The sequence below is a fragment of the Halosolutus sp. YCN4 genome, assembly GCF_059736495.1.
This window is the reverse complement of record NZ_JCASSM010000004.1, coordinates 505,488-522,314: the sequence shown is the minus strand read 5'-3', so window position 1 is coordinate 522,314 and position 16,827 is coordinate 505,488. Positions and strand designations below refer to the sequence as shown.

Genomic DNA, 16,827 nt, shown 5'->3' with positions numbered 1-16,827 from the left:
ACCACCAGCAAGGCTTTCACCTCTCACTCCGACGACACGATCATGTCGGACCTTTTCCCCGAGACGATCGAGACCGATCGGTTGCGCCTCGAGGCGCTCCGACCCGGGACCGTCGACGTCTTCGAGTTGTGCGATATCTGCTCGTCCGATCCGGGGATCAAGGAGGCGACGGAGTACGTGACGTGGGATCCCCATCGAACGCCGAAGGAGACCGTCGAACACGTCGAGCGATCGGAGTGGGAGGCCAGTTCGACCGACGTCAGCGTCGAGAGTCACGACTGACGGCGGGGGACGACGACGTCCGGGGCAGTCTCACGCGCGAGGGCGGCCACTCAGCCTACCGTCGCGATCATGTAGACGTTGACGAGGACGGCCACCGTCCACGGGAGCGCGAGTCCGGCGGGGACGATCACCCGGTAGGCCGCCGGAAGGAGGGGACGACAGAGAAGCCCGATCCCGATCGCGACGCCCTTCAGCGCCAGCATACCCGTCAGTCCGTGGTTGTAGATCGCCCCGCGGGCGATCGGGTTCGACTCGCTCAGCCCGAGGTGCAGGCCGACGAACGTCGTTACGACGTCGCCGACGAGCGAGACCCCGACGAGGACCCAGAGGGCCCGCTCCAGTTCGGCGGGCGTGACGTCAGCGGGCAGTCGGCGGCGCAGGAACGCGCCGTCGTAACTCATAGACTCTCGATCGGAGTCGAACCGATCGCGATCGAACCACCGGAGAGCGTGCGGGGGTGTCGCACGCGGCGGTTCCACTACTCGCGGTATTGTTATGGGAGCCGTAGCGCGATCGGTCCGACCAGTAATCCGCGATAACTGCATCCAAACGATCGGTATCGGGTGATTTCGACGCCGAAAGTGATCTCGTCAGCGTCGCTCGTCGGGAGGATGGAATCGTCGGGATCGCACCACAGCGAGAATACCGGCTCCGGACTGGCCGTTGGTTCGCGATCGAGCCCGGTGTCGGGGCCCCGCCTTAGAGGATCGTCCCGTGTTTCTTGCTCGGCAGGTCCTTCTCGACGTCCTCGTAGAACGCGAAGCGGGCGCTCAGTTCATCGCGCAGCGTACTCGGCGGGACGATCTCGTCGATGACCACGTCGCTGGCCATCCGGTGGACGTCGATGTCCTCGCGGTAGGCTTCCCGGAGGTCCTGCTCTTTGCGCTCGCGTTCTTCGGGGTCGTCGATCTCGGAGAGCTTGCGGGCGTAGACGGCGTTGATCGCTGCCTCGGGGCCCATGATGGCGATCTCGCCGGACGGCAGGCCGATGACGCTCTCGGGGTCGTAGGCCGGGCCGCCCATCGCGTAGATACCCGCGCCGTAGGCCTTGCGGACGACGACCGTCTGCTGGGGCACCGTAGCCGAGGAGGTGGCGTAGATGAACTTCTTGCCCTTCTCCAGGATGGCGTCCTTCTCGACCTGCGAACCGGCCATGAAGCCCGGGGTGTCACAGAGATAGAGGATGGGGATGTTGAACGCGTCCGACTTCCAGATGAACTCGGCGGCCTTCTCCGCGGCGTCGGGGAAGATCGCCCCCGCGCGGTGGGCGGGCTGGTTCGCGACGATGCCGACCGGCCGGCCGTCGATGCGGGCGTAGGCGGTGATGATCTCCTCGCCGTAGTCGGGTTTGAGTTCGAAGTACGACCCGGCGTCGACGACCCGATCGATGACGTCGGTCATGTCGTACCCCCTGTTCGGGTGCTGTGGGACGACGCCGTCGATCCCCGCGGGCGATTTCGCCGGTTCGATCGGCTCCTGGCGGGGCGGCTTCTCGTCGGCGTTGTCCGGCAGGTAGGTGATCAACTGGGCCACCAGGTCGCGGGCGTGTTCCTCGTCCCGCGCGACCAGGTCGGCGGAGCCGGATTCGCGCGCGTGTACGTCGGGACCGCCCAGTCCCTGCAGGTCGATGTCCTCGCCGGTAACCATCTGGACCATCCGGGGGGAGGCGATCGCCATCGCGGACATCTCCTCGACCATGATCGTGAAGTCCGCGAAGACGGGGGTGTAGGCCGCCCCGGCGATACAGGGGCCGTAGAGGACGCAGATCTGGGGCACCCGCCCGGAGAGCATCGAGTGGTTGTAGTAGTACTTCCCGATCCCCTCGCGGTTGGCGAAGAAGCCGCTCTGCTGGTCGATCCGGCCGCCCGAAGAGTCCATCAGGTAGAACACCGGTCGGCCCGTCTTGAGCGCGCGCTGTTGCATCCGGAGGAACTTCTCGACGCCCTTCTCGGCCATGCTCCCGCGTTTGACGGTGTAGTCGTTGGCCATGAAGTGGACGTCCCGCCCCTCGAACGTCGCCCCGCCCGTGATGAGGCCGTCCGCCGGGAGCCGATCGTCCGTGTCCGGGTCCGCGCCGCTCGGATGCCAGTCGTCGAACGCCGCGAACTTGCCGTCCTCGAAGAGGAACTCCGCGTCCTCGCCGCCGAACCAGTGCTCGAGGCGATCGCGGACGAACAGTTTCCCCTCGTCGGCCAGTCCCTCGCGGTACTTTTCGGGGCCGCCTTCGAGGATGTCCGCGATCTCCTCCCGGAGCAGCGCCTCGCGTTCGGTCGGGCCCAGGTCGTCGCCGTCCGCTCCGGCGTCGGCTGGCGGCGTCGACGCGACCTGCTGTCCGCTCGCGTCCGCGCCCGCCGACGGCGTCGCGTCCTGCTCGTGGACGGCCAGCGGCTCGTCGTCGCTCCCGACGTACACCTCGACCGTGCTCCCGACGTGCTCGGCCAGCGCGGCCGCGATCGCCGACGCTTCCTCGTCCGACGCCCCTGCCGCGATTCTGACTTTCATGGCAAAATTTGTGACCGCCCCGCTACAAGTCGTTTTCCCTCGGCGGTCGTCGAACCGGGTCCACGACCGTTCGGCCCCGAAAGTCCAACGAACGTTTCGATCGACCACCGCGGCGATCGCGAGCAGACGACCTGGCCGGGGACGGTACGGAGACGCCGGCGGCGGGAACTGGAGAGCGACCGGATCGCGCGAAGTCGTCCACCGCTGATCGGTCGGAGCACGCCGGAAGAGATGAGGAGGATCGCGGTGGAGGGCGCGAACCGATCGGGAGTGAGTTCGACTGCCGAACAGTACTCGATGCGAACTCGGTCGCGACGATCGCGATCGAGTTCGAATCGTGCTGGTCGGCAGGATGTCTCCGTGGTCACCAGCACGGAGACGTCTCTCAGTGTGGGGGCCTCACACACGAACGCTCGCCTGTCGTCGTGCACACATTAAAATGGGACTGTCGGGTTCGATCGGCGTCCTGACGCATCGATTCGACACGAACGATCGGCAGGTGCAGGCACAATCACTAATCTCGAATTCAACGAGTATTCGACCACTACCGACGTGTAGGCGAAGGGTAGCTTTGACGTGTGAGCTCATTCGGTATACGAGTTCACGAATCCGTATCGACGATATGTCTGACACTCAGTCCGGACGCAGAGAACAGCAACTGGCGACGATTCGCGATCGACTGGACGCGGGAATGGACCGCCGCGAGTTTCTCCGTACCCTCGCCAGCGGCGGCTTCGCGGTCGGGCTGGCACACCTGCTCGGGGTCGACGACTTCCTCGGGGCCGGCAACGACGAGGTGCCGATCGTGACGGCACTCTCCCGGTCCGACCCCGACGACCCGTGGTCGATCGAGGAACGAACGCGGGACGTCCCCGCGGCGTGGTACGCGGCCGTCGAAAAGGCGATCGAACTGAACGAACTGCTGGCCCGGTTCGGATTCACCGGCTATCTCGGCAGCGCGGTCGTTCCGGGGGACTACGACAGCGCCACCGCCACGGTTTCGGTCGGCGTCTCCAGCGACGCCGACTCGATCGCAGAGCAACTGGACGAGTTCGCGGACGGCGTCTCGATCGACGTCGAGACGATCGTCGACGTCGAGACACACGAGGACGGACCCGACGCGCTCGAACCGCGAATCGTCGAGACCGTCTCGGACCAGGCGATCCCGAGCGGTGTCGCCTGTGAAACCGCCTCGAGCCTGGCGACGCTCGGACCGGCGATGTACCACCCCGACGGGGAACGGGAGTTCTTCGTGACGGCCCAACACGCGTTCGACGGCGAGAAGGCGGACGCACAGTTGACGCTTCCGATCGAGGGGGCGGAAGAACTCGACCTCGGGGCCGTCGAACACGCCCACCCGGTCGAGGACGTCGTCGCGGTCGAGCCGACGGGACAGCTCGCCCCGTCGAACGACATCGACGCGCCGGCGGAAGCCCGGGTTCGAGGTCAACTCACCCGCTGGGGGCTCGCCGACCTCGTCGCACGCGGGGAGACGCTCGAGAAGGTCGGCGCCCTGACGGGTCACACGGAGGGTCGAATCCAGGGACTCGACGCCGTGACCTGTTTCACCGACGAGTTCTGCCGGACCGGGCAGATCCGCTGGGGCGGCGAAATGGACCTGACCGACGGGGACAGCGGGTCGGTGAGCTACCACCCCGATCCCGGCGGCGAGGACGGTGACGTCCTCATCGCGGGGTTCAACAACGCCCGGACTTGGTGGCCGGGCCAGAGCTACGTCTGGGGCGTCGCCGCCTACAAACTGACCGAGCGGTACGGCTATCACTTCTGAATCCCGCATGGCACCCACACACGTCCACGAGCACACCCGATTCGAGCGAGGAGCGATACGATGAGCAACGATCGGCGGCGATCGAGTCGCGGCGGAGCGGGGCGGAGAATCGTGAGCTTCGGGACCCGGCTGTTCCTCGACGCGGTGGTCGTCACCCTCTGGGTGGTCTTCGTGACGCTGGTCTTCCTCACGACCGGCTGGCCTCAGTGGGCGTTCTACGCCGCGCTCATCCTCGGCGTCGGCGGCTACGTCCAGTTTACCGCCGGGTGGTGGTGACGACGGAGGGACGACGAGGGCGTCACTCGAGCGCCGACTCGAGACGCTCGATCAATTCGGCGTTGCCGACGTGGAGGGGAACCCTGTCGTGAAGGTCGGTCGGATCGACCTCGAGGATCGATTGACTCCCGTCGGAGGATCGGCCACCGGCCGCTTTGATGAGGTACGCGATCGGGTTCCCCTCGAACTGCAGGCGGAGCTTTCCGCGAGGACTGCCCTCCAGACCCGGGTACGCGAAGACTCCCCCGTAGGTCAGCACCTGGTTGACGTCGCCGATCATCGCCCCGCCGTAGCGGAGTTTGTGGTCGGGGTTCGATTCGATCTCGCGGGCGTACGCCCGGAAGTCGTCGGGCCAGTGGGGGACGCGCCCGCCGAAGCCGTAGACGAGCGGGTCCTCGGGGAGGGTCACGTCTTCCTCGACGACGGTTCGTTCGCCGCCGGTGAGTTCGTACTTCGTGACGGTTCCGTCGCGGGCGTACGCCATCGTCGTGATCGGCCCGTACAGGATCCACCCGGACGCGACCAGCGCGGAGCCCGGCGCGGGAAGCGGTTCGTCGTAGATGCCGAAGACCGTCCCCATCGTGTTGTTCGACTTGAGGTTCGAGGAGCCGTCGAGGGGGTCGACCGCGACGCAGATCCGGTCGTCCTCGCAGTCGACGATGTCGGGCCGCTCCTCGCTCGCGTACTGGGCGACGCCGTCGATCGACGAGAGCCGATCGGCGAGCAGTTCGTCGGCCCACACGTCCGCCTCGGCCTGGATCTCGCCGCTGGGGTTCTCCGCGTCGGCTTTCCCCCGGCGACCGACCAGTCCCTGGCGGATCTCGGTCGCCGAGCGGGCGATCGTACCGACGACGTCGTCGACGGGATCGGCGTCCGACATTCCTATTCGGTCGCCTCGAGTGCGGCGTCGGCGGTCTCCTCCTCGAAGATGACCTGCTCGAGCGCGTCGAGGATGCGGGTGGGGTTGTCGCGCTGCCAGACGTTGCGGCCGACGGCCAGACCCTTCGCCCCGGCGGTGACGGCGGCCTCGACGGTCGAGAGGAATTCGTAGTCGGAGGTCTTGGAGCCGCCACTCATGACGACCTTCATCTCACCTGCGCACCGGCAGGCGTGCTCCATCGCCTCGGGGCTCCCGGGGTACTTGACCTTCGCGATGTCGGCACCCAGTTCGAGGCCGAGGCGGGTCGCGTAGGAGATGACTTCCGGCTTGGTGTCGTTTTTGAGCCCCTGGCCGCGCGGGTACGACCACATGACGACCGGCAGGTCGTGCTCGCGGGCGTCTTCCTGGACGTCGCGGAACTCCTCGGCCATCTCGACCTCGTGGTTCGAGCCGCCGTAGAGGGTAAACCCGACGGCGTCGGCGCCGAGTTCGGCCGCGTAGTCGACCGAACAGTTCACCGCCGAGTCGTACTCGCCCATCCAGAGGTTCGAGGTCCCGTTGACCTTCAGCAACAGGTTGACGTCGTCCTCGTAGCTGGGGTAGTACCCCTCCGCGATCCCCTTCTGGACGGCCAGACAGGTGACGGCGTCGTGGGTCGCCGTCTCGAAGACCGTCGACGGATCCAGCTTCTCCGGGACCTCCTCGAAGTCGACGGGGCCGTGTTCGAGTCCGTGGTCCATCGCGAGAATCAGTGACTTGCCGTCGCGAACGATCGGAGAGTCGTCGATCGGAATCATCTGGTAGATGGTCCACTAGGCCGCTATATATCTCTGATGGTCCGGATTATTCGAATTACTCATTCGAGTAGTAAAGGTGTGACCGGTTCCCGTCTCCGGATCCGGTTACAGCGGGAGTACCGGAGCGAGTGTGCGATCGTCACGCGATCAGTTCGCGCGCGTTGTGGCGCCAGGTGCGGACGTGCAGGACGTCGAAGTCGAGGGCGTTCGCGATCGCGAACGCGTCGACCGTCGCCAGCCGTTCCGCCGAGACGACCCCGGCCTCGGCCAGCCGATCGGCGTCGTCCGGGCCGACGCCCGTGACGGCGGTGACCGGCGTCGGTCTGGGGTAGGGGCGCTCGGCGGGTGCGTCTCGTTCGACGTCGAGCTCGCGGGATTCGGTGTACTCGAACGACTGCCAGTTCTCGTCCCCGCTGACGGCGATCCACTCGCGCTCGGCGTCGCCCAGCCCCCGGACCTCGTTCGATCGGCGTTCGAGGTCGCCGTCGTTCTCGAACGACCACGGGAGCGAGAACCGCCGCCGGAGGTCGGCCGCCAGCGGTTCGTCGACGCCCCGATCGAGCAACATTCGGTAGGAGTACTCCTTGCTCGTCACTGCGTCGGGGTCGATGTCGGCCGCTTCGAGCGACTTCCGCTCGGCCGGATCGAGTCGCGGATCGACGTCGTCCGGCATCGATCCCATGCCGAACACCACCCTGGTCGCCGAAAAGGCGTCACGGTCTCGATCGGTTCCCGCGTCCCGCCGTGGTTCGACGTCCCGACCGATCGGAGCCTCCAGCTGGAAATCGCCGCCTGGATCGACGCCGTCGTCGCCCTCCCGGTCGGCGTGGCCGTCCGCGTCTCGATCGCCGTGTAGGAATTCCTTGCTCACGCGATTCACCGGTTGTCCGTAGCTCACACTCTCTCGTCTTGAAAGTTACCCACGAAACCGATCGAAAGAACCCCATCCCAGTCGGCAGTTCGAGGCGGACGACCGCCGGTTATTGGTCGAGTGCCGTCCGCTCCGCGTCGGTGCTCGACCCGGCTGTAGCGAGACTCACGCCGACGAGCGTGGCCGCCGTCACCGGCCACGGCAGCAGCGGGAAGTACTCGGGCAGGTACCAGAGGTTGCCGATCGAAACGCCCATTCCGATGATCACGGCTGCGAGAACGGCCTCGGCAGTCGTCCGCTTCCAGAAGAGAATGAACAGCAGCGGGAATCCGACGGTGACGCCGAGTCCGACGTAGGCGAACTCGATGATATCGAAGATCGTCCCGGGACGGACCCACGCCAGGGCGATGCCGAGCGCCGCGACCGCGGCGACGGTCGCCCGTCCCAGGAAGATCAGCGTCGCCTCGCTGGCGTCGGGGTTGATCCGTTCCTCGTAGAACCGGGTGATGTCCGAGGAGGTGACCAGCAACATCGAGTCCGACGTCGAGAGGATGGCGCTCACGATCGCCGCGAGCAGAATCCCGGCCACGACGGGCGGGAAGAGGTCGACGATCGCGGTCATCGCGACGTTCTCCGGGTTGCCGATGTCGCTGTAGAGGACGCGGCCGGCGACGCCGATGAACAGCGGAACGGTCAGCCGAAGCGACTGGAAGGAGACGGCGATCACCGACGCCTTGCTGACGATCGATTCGGAACGGATCGCCTGGAAGCGCATCAGGGAGTGGGGCTGGCCGATGGTCCCGAACGCGAACGTGATCCAGGCGAGAACGCCGATCGTGAGCGCCGTTCCCGCGTCACCGGCGGTCATCGACAGGAGGTCCGGATTCGCCGCGTTCGCTTCGGAGACGAACGCGCTCCAGCCGCCGATTTCGGCGAGCATCAGGATCGGAAGCGCGAGGACGGCGACGAAGATCAACACGCCCTGGAAGACGTCCGTCCAGACGGACGCGTTGAAGCCGCCGAGCATCGTGTATGCGCCGACGGCGACGCCGCCCACCAGAATCGCCGCAGTGTAGTCGATGCCGAGGCCGGTATCCATCGCCTGTCCGACGGCGATGATCTGTGCGCCGATGTACGACACCATGAACGTCACGACCGCGAACGTCACCACGAGCCGGATTATCGGCCCGATCGCGTCGTCTTCGAAGTACGCTGCGATGTGGTCGGTGACGGTGATCGTGCCGAGTTCTTCGGAGTGGCGGCGCAGCGGCGAGGCGACGTACCGGTACATGAAGACGACCAGGAGAATCATCGTCAGCGAGAACCAGAGCCCGCTCAGACCTACGGCGAAACCGACGCCGACCCACGCGAAGAACGTCCATCCGCTGGCGACCGACGACACTTCCGAGATGGCGATCGGCCACGTCCCGACGTCACGGCCGGCCAGCATGTAATCCGAGAGCTGCTTCGTCTCCTCGGTCAGGAAGAAGTAGAGCCCGATGGCGACGAGGACGAGCAGGTAGAGCCCGAACGTCGCCTGGAGTCCGATCGACATTATCGACGCCCCCAGACGGTAACGCTGCCATCTCCGCGCTGGTCGTCGACGACCGACAGGCTGTAGGCGACGAGCGGGATCAGAATCATCAGTGCGAGGACGAGTGCCGTGAGAGGTGGTAACCCGAGTATCGACATCACGTCGTCACTCTCAGTTGTGGGGTATAAAAACACCCCCTAATGCGCGACCGGGAGTGTAACTTCGTCAGCACAACCGGCCGTCGGTTGCCCGTTAGACGAAAAATCGGTCGTTTTCATCACTGGATCGATAGAAACGCATAGCAACCGTTATACCGATCGTGGAGAGATGCCGCGGTAGATGAGTATCGAACCGCAGGACACCGACGGCGTTTGTCTCACGCTCGACATCTGGCACCCGAACTGCTGGACGACATCGGTCACCGCAGACGTCGATGCGGGGTTGCTCGGCCACACGGTGTACACGTCCGTCGACGGCTCCGTGAACGGCCACTTCACCGTTTACGCGGACACGACCGACGCCGTCGAAGGCTGCATCGCGGAGATCGAGGATTCGCCGCTGACGGGCGAGGTCACGGCTATGCACCGGCGCCACGACTTCACGCACGCGATCGCCGCGCCCGGGAACGCGACCCAGGACGTCTTCGTCGAGTACGATCCGGACAACAGCATCACGGAATCGCTCGTCTCACGGGGGTTCATCCACAACGCGCCGATCCACATCCACGACGGCGAGGAACACTGGCCGCTGTTTCTCGCCGATCCGAACCGCGAGGATCTCCACGAGAACCTCACGTCGCTACGCGAGGAGGAGGACGCGGACGTCTCGATCGAGAAGATCACCCGATCGGGGTCGGCGGCGCAGTCGAACGCCGATCTGCTGTCCGTCCGCCAGCGGGAGGTCCTCGAACTCGCTTGCGACCGGGGCTACTACGGCTGGCCGAGAGCGGTGTCGCTCGACGACCTCGCCGACGAACTCGAGATCGCGAAACCGACCGTCCTCGAACATCTTCGCAAGGCCGAGGCGAAGATCCTCAACGCGGAACTCGAGTCGACCCGATAGCACCGCCGATCCTCGACGCGGTCACTCCCCGTCGCTTCCGAACGGGACCTCGACCCCGATACCCTCGTCGACGGCGCGCTCGTACACCGTCGTCGCCGCCGTCAGGTCCATGACCGCGCTCCCGACGCTTTTTACCACTGTGAGTTCATGCCCGCGCTCGCTCGGCCGATCGCCGGTGAACGCCGCCGCCAGCGGCTGGAGATCCCCCGCCACCAGCGACGTCCCGCGGAGGTCGCCCGTCTCGATCGCCTCTTCCGGCACGTCGGCGAACACTTGATCGGCGCGCTCGACGAGGTCGGCCTCGAGTTCCTGCATCGAGGGCTCGTACGCGCCGATCGCGACGACGAGTTCCGCGTCGGTCGCGTCGGCCGGGAAGACGGGTTCCGAACTGGTCGTCGTCGTCACGACGACGGACGCGTCCGAGACGGCCGCGGCCGCCGTCTCCGCAGCGTCGGCCGAAATCTCGTCCGCCCGAAGGTCGTCGGCGCAGGCGTACTTCGAGTCGCTCGGCGAGTAGACCGCCACCGAGTCGAGTGCCGACGTCGCGGCGATCGCCCGCGTCTGCCAGCGTGCCTGTGCGCCGGCGCCGATGACCGCGAGTCGAATCGGCTCGGACGCGAGTGCCCTGGCCGAGAGGCCGCCCACGCAGCCGGTTCGGACGTTCGTTACGCGCGTTCCAGGCATGTACGCGACGGGCGTCCCGGTCCGGGCGTCGGTGAGCGCGATCTGGGCCTGGATCGTCGGGAGGCCCCGCGACTCGTTGCCTTCGTGGACGCTCGCGAGTTTCGTCACGTAGTAGGGTTCGCCGTGGACGGCCGCCGGCATCGTCAGCCCGGTCCCGAGCGGGTCGTCCCCCTCGAGACCCGCCCCGACCGAGAAGTGCGGTCGATCGGGTCGCTCGACCGTCCCCGCGGCCTGTTCCTCCAGCGCGGTTTCGACGGCCGGGAGGATCGTTTCCACGTCACACAGCGACTCGACCTCCCCTGCAGTGAGCACCGTGACCATAGGCGGGTGGTCTGCCGCCAGCATCATATCGGTACCCCCTAATGGGCCCGTCGGCGCGTCGCTGCGGTGACAGAACCAGCACACTTACGCCACCCTTCGAACTACTGCCGAGTATGGTACGCGAAGGGATCGATCGAATCGGCGTCGTCGGTGCCGGAACGATGGGCAGCGGAATCGCACAGGTGGCCGCCACGCACGGCTACGACGTCGTGATGCGAGACATCGAACCCGAGTTCGTCGAGAACGGTTTCGACACGATCGACGACAGCCTCGGCCGACTGGCCGACCGCGACGCACTCGAGGACGACCCCGAGACGATCCGCGATCGGATCGAGGGGACGACCAGCATCGAGGCGTTCGCCGACTGCGACCTCGTAGTCGAAGCTGCCCTCGAGGAGCTCGAGGTCAAACAGGACGTCTTCGAGGACCTCGAGCGGGTGTGTGACGACGACGTGGTGCTCGCGACGAACACCAGCACGATCTCGATCACCTCGATCGCGTCGGCGATCGACCGACCCGAACGCGTCGTCGGCCTGCACTTCATGAACCCGGTCCCGGTGATGGAGGGCGTCGAGGTCGTCGTCGGCGAGAAGACGACCGACGCGGCCGTCGAGTTGGCCCACGAGATCGCCGAGGATCTCGGGAAGACGACCTGGGAGTCCGACGACAAACCCGGCTTCGTCACCAACCGCATCCTCATGCCCTGGATCAACGAGGGCATCCGGGCCTACGACGAGGGCGTCGCCTCGAAGGCGGACATCGACGCCGGGATGGAACTCGGGACGAACGTCCCGATGGGGCCGCTGACGCTGGCCGACCACATCGGCCTCGACATCTGCCTGCACGCCTCCGAGACCCTCCACGAGGAACTCGGCGATCGGTACAAACCCGCCTACCTGCTCAAGCGGAAGGTCGAGGCCGGCGAACTCGGCAAGAAGACCGGCAAGGGGTTTTACGAATACGATTGACCTCCTCTCACGGCTGAAGCCGTGGGCTTTCGGGATGAAATACGTTCCGCCGCGAGGGCGGACTGGACCCGTCGTGGAGCGGTTGCTCGCCCATCCCCGTACGGCGTCGGTGCGGGTCGATCGGAACCGGTGCCCGCTCAGACGAAGTCGATCGTGAGCGGATACTCCCAGGTGTCCCCGTCCGCGGCTTTGACCGCCGCGATGAGACAGAACACCGTATCCAGCAGGCCGACGAGTATCGCGGTGAAGACGCCGATGATAACGAGCGTCAGCACCATCGAGACGAGCATGTAGATCGCGAACGACAGTTGCCAGTTGACCGCGTTTCGCGAGTTTTCGCGGACGAACTCGTCGTCGGTCGAGAGCAAGAGTACGGCCGGGCCGATCGCCCACGTGAACAGCGCCAGGACGTGCGTGAGGGCGGCGATCGTCTCCGAGTCCGTCGCCGATCCGGTGTCGTGTCCGTCGGAATCGACACCCGTGTCTTGGGCGCGCGACTCCGAGCGGCCCCACTCGGCCGTGTTCGATGCCGGGTCGTCGTCATCGGCTGGTGTCGAAACGTCGACCCCGCAGTACTGGCAGTAGACGCTCGAGCCGGGGATCTCCTCGCCACACGACGGACAGTACATACCACTGCTGTTCCGGGCCTCGCCGTCAAAATTACGGTTCGTCCCGCGTTCGTCCGCGTCGATCCGTCGTCACGGGCGGCGACCGTCGCCGATCACTGGTGGAGCGGTTTCTCGGCCATCTCCGTGCGCAGGTCCTGCAGGTTCGATCGCGAGACGCCCTCGTCGAACTGCTGGAGGAGCGCGAACACCTCCGCTCGCGAGACTTTCACGTCGCCCTCCCGGATGACGTCCTCGGGTCGTTCGCGGAGTTCTCGCATCGTCCCGACCGCGAGCAGGTAGGGGATCGCCCACGCCGAGAGGCGGTTGCCGTGACTCTCCGGGACGATCTCGAGGTAGCGCTGGGCGTCGTCGAGGTACGTCTCGGCCCGGCCGGTGACGCGTTTGATCACGGCCGTGACGCCGCTGTGGTTCGACTCGTCGGTGACGGCCTCCAGGTCGACGTCCTCCTCGGCGAGCCACTCGGCCGGGAGGTAGACGTTGTTCTCCTCGTGATAGTCGTTCTCGACGTCCTTGGCGATGTTGACCAGTTGCAAGAGCAGCGCGAACGATCGCGCGTTCGCGCGCAGTTCGTCCGCACGGTCCTGCGAGGCCCCGCGAGCGACGAGCCCGGTGATGAGTTTGCCGACGGTGCCGGCGGCGTACCAGCAGTACTCCTCGAGTTCCTCGAGGGTCTGCAGGCGGAGTCCGCCTTCCTCGGCGTACCGGTCGGTGAACATCGCCATCCCGCCGACGAGTTCGCGGACGGGATCACGCATGATCTCCCGCGGTTCGTCCTCGAGCGCGTCGAACGTCCCGAGGACCCGCGGCGTCTCGGCGACGACCTCCCAGTCGGCGTTCGGATCGTCCGGGATCCACGGCTCGACGTCGTCCATGAACGCCTCGACCGTCACGTCGGCGTCCGGATCGAGCAACCGATCGTACTCGCTCAACAGGGTCGCCTGCGTCTCCGGCGGAATGTGACCCGCGTCCTCGATGGTGTCTGCGACCCGGCAGAGGAGATACCCCAGACAGATGTGTCTCGACATCGGCTCCTCGAGCCGATCGATAGTGATCGAAAAAGTCCGCGAAACGCCGTGAACCGCCTCGAAACACCACTCGAAATCGGCGTGGGCTGGCTCGTCCTGCTGTCCCGTGGTCATCTACTCGCGTTTGGTTTGTTCCCATACCGGAAAAACGCCGCGGTCCCGGCGGGATATTCCGATCGCTGACAGTAGCGGCCGATCGCCAGTCGCCGTCGACCGGGGATCCCATCCCGTCGACGGGGCAGAATCGACGGCCACAGCAGTGAACGGGCCGCGCGTACGAAAACAGTAAAGAACCGACCGGCCGATATCCCGGCTATGGACTTTGCGCTCTCAGCCGAGCAACAGCAGATCAGGGACATGGTGTCGGAGTTCGTCGACGAGGAGGTCGTCCCCATCGCGGACGAGATCGATCACGACGACGAGTTCCCCCACGAACTGGTGAGCGAGATGGCCGATCTCGGACTGATGGGCATGCCCTTCCCCGAGGAGTACGGCGGTGCCGGCCTCGACTACCACTCCTACGCGATCGGACTCGAGGAGATCTCGCGCGGGTCGGGCGGCCTGGGAACGATCGTCGCCGCCCACACGTCGCTGGCGGGCAACATGCTCTACGAGTTCGGTGACGAGGCCCAGAAGGAGGAGTACCTGACGCCCCTCGCGGCCGGCGAGGACGTCGGCGCGTTCGCCCTCTCGGAGGCGGGTGCGGGGAGCGACGTCCCGGCGATGGAGACCACCGCGGAGCAGGACGGCGACGAGTACGTCGTCAACGGCGGTAAACTCTGGATCTCCAACGGCTCCGAAGCCGACACCGTCACGCTCTTCGCGAAGACCGACCCCGACGCGGGGAACAAGGGCATCTCCTCCTTCGTCGTCCGGCCCGAGGAGGACGACGGCTTCTACGTCGAGGGCACCGAGGAGAAACTCGGCGACAAGGGCTGTCCGACGGCCGAACTCCGGTTCGACGACCTTCGGCTTCCCGAGGATCGCCTGCTCGGCGAGGAGGGCGACGGGTTCGTCCACGCGCTGAAGACCCTGAACGGCGGCCGTATCACGATCGCCGCCCGCGGGGTCGGCATCGCCCGCGCCGCCTTCGAGGAAGCCCGCGACTACGCGACCGAGCGCGAGCAGTTCGGCCAGCCGATCGGCGAGTTCCAGTCGATCAAGCACAAACTCGCCGACATGGACACGAAGATCCAGGCCGCCAAGATGCTGATGCACAAGGCGGCGGACAAGAAGATCCGCGGCGAGAACTACATCAAGGACGCCGCCCAGGCCAAACTCTACGCCTCGGAAGTGAGCCGCGAGGTCGCCAACGAGGGCATCCAGATCCACGGGGGCTACGGCTACACCAAGGACTTCGCCGCCGAGCGGTTCTACCGCGACGCCAAACTCAACGAGATCTACGAGGGCACCAGCGAGGTGCTCCGGAACACGATCGGCGACCGGTTGCTCGACGATTGACATCCTCCCCGCGCTAAAGCGCGAGGATTCCTCCGCTGGGGGTTCGGCTATGCCGATTCCACGGAGGCAACTTGCGGGTTTGTGCGCGCTTCTTTGGGACTTTCGTGAGGGTGTGGTTTCCCCGACCATTCGTGGTCGTCCCACTCGAATCGCACGGGCCGTGCCATCGGCCTGACTTCCGTATCGATGTTTTCTCGAAGGAACGTCTCTGACGCCGTGAGATCGGCGTGCCCCTCGAATCCGCACGGACACGTCAGCGTATCCCTGTGGCGAACCGTCTCCTCGTGGTCGCCACACTCGGGGCATGTCTGACTCGTCCACGCTTCCGACTCGACTTCGAGACTGATGCCGTACTCCTCACAGACGCACGCGAGACGGTGGATGAACTTCTTGAACGCCCAGAAGTTGTGCGTCTTCTCGTTCACCCTGACCGACCAGTGCGTTTCCAGCACGTCGGTCAAATCGCCCACGTACACTGTCGCCACGCCCTCGTCGTACAACCGTTCAACGAGGTCGCGTACCAGCGCGTTCTGTGCGTGGTCACGGCGCTTCGTCCGCTGTCGGTACAGCCGTCGAATCCGTTTGGAACTGTAGCGTCCCTCACGGAGTTTTGACTGTAGGCGGGCGATCTCGTCGGTCGTCTCGCGGAACCGTTCGAACAACTCACGTCCGTCGTAGAGGTACTGGTTCCCAGTGGTCGTGGAACAGGCGACGAGATTGTTCGCGCCAACGTCGAGGGCGGCTTCTTCGGAAGCCAGTGGTGAATCCAGTCGAGAATCAGGCACGGTGACTGGTTGGAAAGCCCTGAACGTGTCGCTCACCTCGTCGTACTCAAGTTCCAGACGACCCTGTTTGCCGTCCCACTTCGGGTTCCCTCGGATTTCGAGGCGGAGTCGTTCGTAGTAGCCGAGTCCGTATTCATCTTTCAGTTCTTGCCCGACAGGAATTTCGAGACGCGACCGCTTGCCCCACTGAATCGTGTACTGGTTGTTGCGGATGTAGGTTCGGAGTTCGCGTCCGTCCTCCTCGTTGCCCCAGTACGACGGTGGGTTGGCGTCCTCGCCTTTCTCCAGGAGGGCGAAGAACGACCGCCACGCTTCGCTGTTCTTGCGCGTGACCTGTTGGACGGTCGCGCTTCCGACAACGCCATTGTAGCGCCCTCGGTACTCGGAGGTGTCCCACACATCGCCGTCACCGAAGTAGTTCTGACGGCGTTCGTAGGTCAGTTCATTCCATAGGGAGGCGGAGGCGTCGAGTAGCCGTAGGAGACACACTTTGTCATTTTCGGACTGTGGCACGACCTCGAAGGTGTTGACGCGCTTCATTCGTCGCCACCTCCCTGTTCAGCGATGTAGCGTTCGACAGCGCCTTTCGAGGCGCTTCCCGCTGTTCCGACGTAGTACGAACGAGTCCACTTCACGCGGTCGTCGTACCGCTGATTATACTTCCGCGCGGAGATGCCCTTGATCCAGTTGACGATGAGGGACGGGGCGTTCTTTGGTTGACTCCCGATGAACAGGTGTACGTGGTCGGGCATGACCTCGCACTCGGCCAGTTCGAGGTTTTTATCCTCACAGATTTCCGCGAAGATGGTTTGGAGACGTTCCTTCGTCTTCCCCGTCAGGTACGAACGCCGATATTTTGGCACGAACACTATGTGGTAGTAGAGTTCGTATTTCGCATGACGGGTACTCTTTACCATCTATGTATACTATCTAGGTCAGCCGGCTTAAAAATTGCGTTGGA

Annotated in this window: 17 protein-coding genes and 1 pseudogene; 6 read left to right on the top strand and 12 right to left on the bottom strand. The window is 65.3% G+C overall.

Features of this window, described 5'->3' with window-relative positions; genetic code table 11:
- Positions 1-42 precede the first annotated feature (42 nt).
- Positions 43-234 (top strand): annotated as a pseudogene (locus AC6I6X_RS17250) (GNAT family N-acetyltransferase); the annotation flags it as partial.
- 98 nt (positions 235-332) lie between these two features.
- Here the strand turns inward: AC6I6X_RS17250 and AC6I6X_RS17245 are convergent.
- A complete protein-coding gene (locus AC6I6X_RS17245) occupies positions 333-683 on the bottom strand; it encodes a DUF5658 family protein (RefSeq protein WP_497931760.1) in 351 nt (116 codons plus the stop codon).
- Positions 684-981: 298 nt separating this feature from the next.
- On the bottom strand, positions 982-2,784 hold the full coding sequence (locus AC6I6X_RS17240) for an acyl-CoA carboxylase subunit beta (RefSeq protein WP_497931759.1): 1,803 nt from the start codon (positions 2,782-2,784) through the stop codon (positions 982-984).
- A gap of 622 nt (positions 2,785-3,406) precedes the next feature.
- Between AC6I6X_RS17240 and AC6I6X_RS17235 the strand changes: the two genes are divergently transcribed.
- Together AC6I6X_RS17235 and AC6I6X_RS17230 are read left to right on the top strand one after the other, a co-directional pair.
- Positions 3,407-4,573 carry a hypothetical protein gene (locus AC6I6X_RS17235; RefSeq protein WP_497931758.1) on the top strand — a complete coding sequence of 389 codons (1,167 nt, stop codon included), beginning with the start codon at positions 3,407-3,409 and terminating at the stop codon, positions 4,571-4,573.
- A gap of 60 nt (positions 4,574-4,633) precedes the next feature.
- On the top strand, positions 4,634-4,849 hold the full coding sequence (locus AC6I6X_RS17230; protein ID WP_497931757.1) for a DUF8119 family protein: 216 nt from the start codon (positions 4,634-4,636) through the stop codon (positions 4,847-4,849).
- A 22-nt stretch (positions 4,850-4,871) separates the two neighbouring features.
- On the opposite strand, the gene AC6I6X_RS17225 is transcribed toward AC6I6X_RS17230, so the two are convergent.
- From AC6I6X_RS17225 to AC6I6X_RS17205, 5 genes are all read right to left on the bottom strand, one after another.
- Positions 4,872-5,729: a class 1 fructose-bisphosphatase gene (locus tag AC6I6X_RS17225; RefSeq protein WP_497931756.1), complete on the bottom strand. Its 858-nt coding sequence runs from the start codon at positions 5,727-5,729 to the stop codon at positions 4,872-4,874.
- A gap of 2 nt (positions 5,730-5,731) precedes the next feature.
- Positions 5,732-6,526 (bottom strand): class I fructose-bisphosphate aldolase, encoded by a 795-nt coding sequence (locus AC6I6X_RS17220; protein ID WP_497931755.1) that lies wholly within the window; start codon positions 6,524-6,526, stop codon positions 5,732-5,734.
- A gap of 139 nt (positions 6,527-6,665) precedes the next feature.
- Positions 6,666-7,397, bottom strand: coding sequence for a DUF7409 domain-containing protein (locus AC6I6X_RS17215; RefSeq protein ID WP_497931754.1), 732 nt, complete (start codon positions 7,395-7,397; stop codon positions 6,666-6,668).
- A 109-nt stretch (positions 7,398-7,506) separates the two neighbouring features.
- Positions 7,507-8,952: a sodium/proline symporter gene (locus AC6I6X_RS17210; RefSeq protein WP_497931753.1), complete on the bottom strand. Its 1,446-nt coding sequence runs from the start codon at positions 8,950-8,952 to the stop codon at positions 7,507-7,509.
- Positions 8,952-9,089 (bottom strand): hypothetical protein, encoded by a 138-nt coding sequence (locus AC6I6X_RS17205; protein ID WP_497931752.1) that lies wholly within the window; start codon positions 9,087-9,089, stop codon positions 8,952-8,954. The genes AC6I6X_RS17210 and AC6I6X_RS17205 overlap by 1 nt, the downstream gene beginning before the upstream one ends.
- A 181-nt stretch (positions 9,090-9,270) precedes the next feature.
- On the opposite strand from AC6I6X_RS17205, the gene AC6I6X_RS17200 reads away from it, so the two are divergent.
- Positions 9,271-9,993, top strand: a complete 723-nt coding sequence (locus AC6I6X_RS17200; RefSeq protein WP_497931751.1) for a helix-turn-helix domain-containing protein — start codon at positions 9,271-9,273, stop codon at positions 9,991-9,993.
- 21 nt (positions 9,994-10,014) lie between these two features.
- On the opposite strand, the gene AC6I6X_RS17195 is transcribed toward AC6I6X_RS17200, so the two are convergent.
- Positions 10,015-10,998, bottom strand: a complete 984-nt coding sequence (locus AC6I6X_RS17195) for an ornithine cyclodeaminase family protein (RefSeq protein WP_497931750.1) — start codon at positions 10,996-10,998, stop codon at positions 10,015-10,017.
- Positions 10,999-11,111: 113 nt separating this feature from the next.
- On the opposite strand from AC6I6X_RS17195, the gene AC6I6X_RS17190 reads away from it, so the two are divergent.
- A complete protein-coding gene (locus AC6I6X_RS17190; protein WP_497931749.1) occupies positions 11,112-11,966 on the top strand; it encodes a 3-hydroxyacyl-CoA dehydrogenase family protein in 855 nt (284 codons plus the stop codon).
- A 137-nt stretch (positions 11,967-12,103) separates the two neighbouring features.
- Here the strand turns inward: AC6I6X_RS17190 and AC6I6X_RS17185 are convergent, their stop codons facing one another.
- Both AC6I6X_RS17185 and AC6I6X_RS17180 read right to left on the bottom strand, forming a co-directional pair.
- Positions 12,104-12,595 (bottom strand): magnetosome magnetite crystal formation protein family, encoded by a 492-nt coding sequence (locus AC6I6X_RS17185; RefSeq protein WP_497931748.1) that lies wholly within the window; start codon positions 12,593-12,595, stop codon positions 12,104-12,106.
- A gap of 92 nt (positions 12,596-12,687) precedes the next feature.
- Positions 12,688-13,734, bottom strand: coding sequence for a phytoene/squalene synthase family protein (locus AC6I6X_RS17180; RefSeq protein WP_497931747.1), 1,047 nt, complete (start codon positions 13,732-13,734; stop codon positions 12,688-12,690).
- Between the two features lie 201 nt (positions 13,735-13,935).
- Here AC6I6X_RS17180 and AC6I6X_RS17175 point away from each other — a divergent pair, with 201 nt between their 5' ends.
- A complete protein-coding gene (locus tag AC6I6X_RS17175; RefSeq protein WP_497931746.1) occupies positions 13,936-15,081 on the top strand; it encodes an acyl-CoA dehydrogenase in 1,146 nt (381 codons plus the stop codon).
- Between the two features lie 47 nt (positions 15,082-15,128).
- Here AC6I6X_RS17175 and AC6I6X_RS17170 read toward each other — a convergent pair whose 3' ends face one another.
- Positions 15,129-16,406, bottom strand: a complete 1,278-nt coding sequence (locus tag AC6I6X_RS17170) for an RNA-guided endonuclease InsQ/TnpB family protein (RefSeq protein WP_497931745.1) — start codon at positions 16,404-16,406, stop codon at positions 15,129-15,131.
- Positions 16,403-16,783: an IS200/IS605 family transposase gene (gene tnpA, locus AC6I6X_RS17165; RefSeq protein ID WP_497931744.1), complete on the bottom strand. Its 381-nt coding sequence runs from the start codon at positions 16,781-16,783 to the stop codon at positions 16,403-16,405. The genes AC6I6X_RS17170 and tnpA overlap by 4 nt, the downstream gene beginning before the upstream one ends.
- Positions 16,784-16,827: the final 44 nt, after the last annotated feature.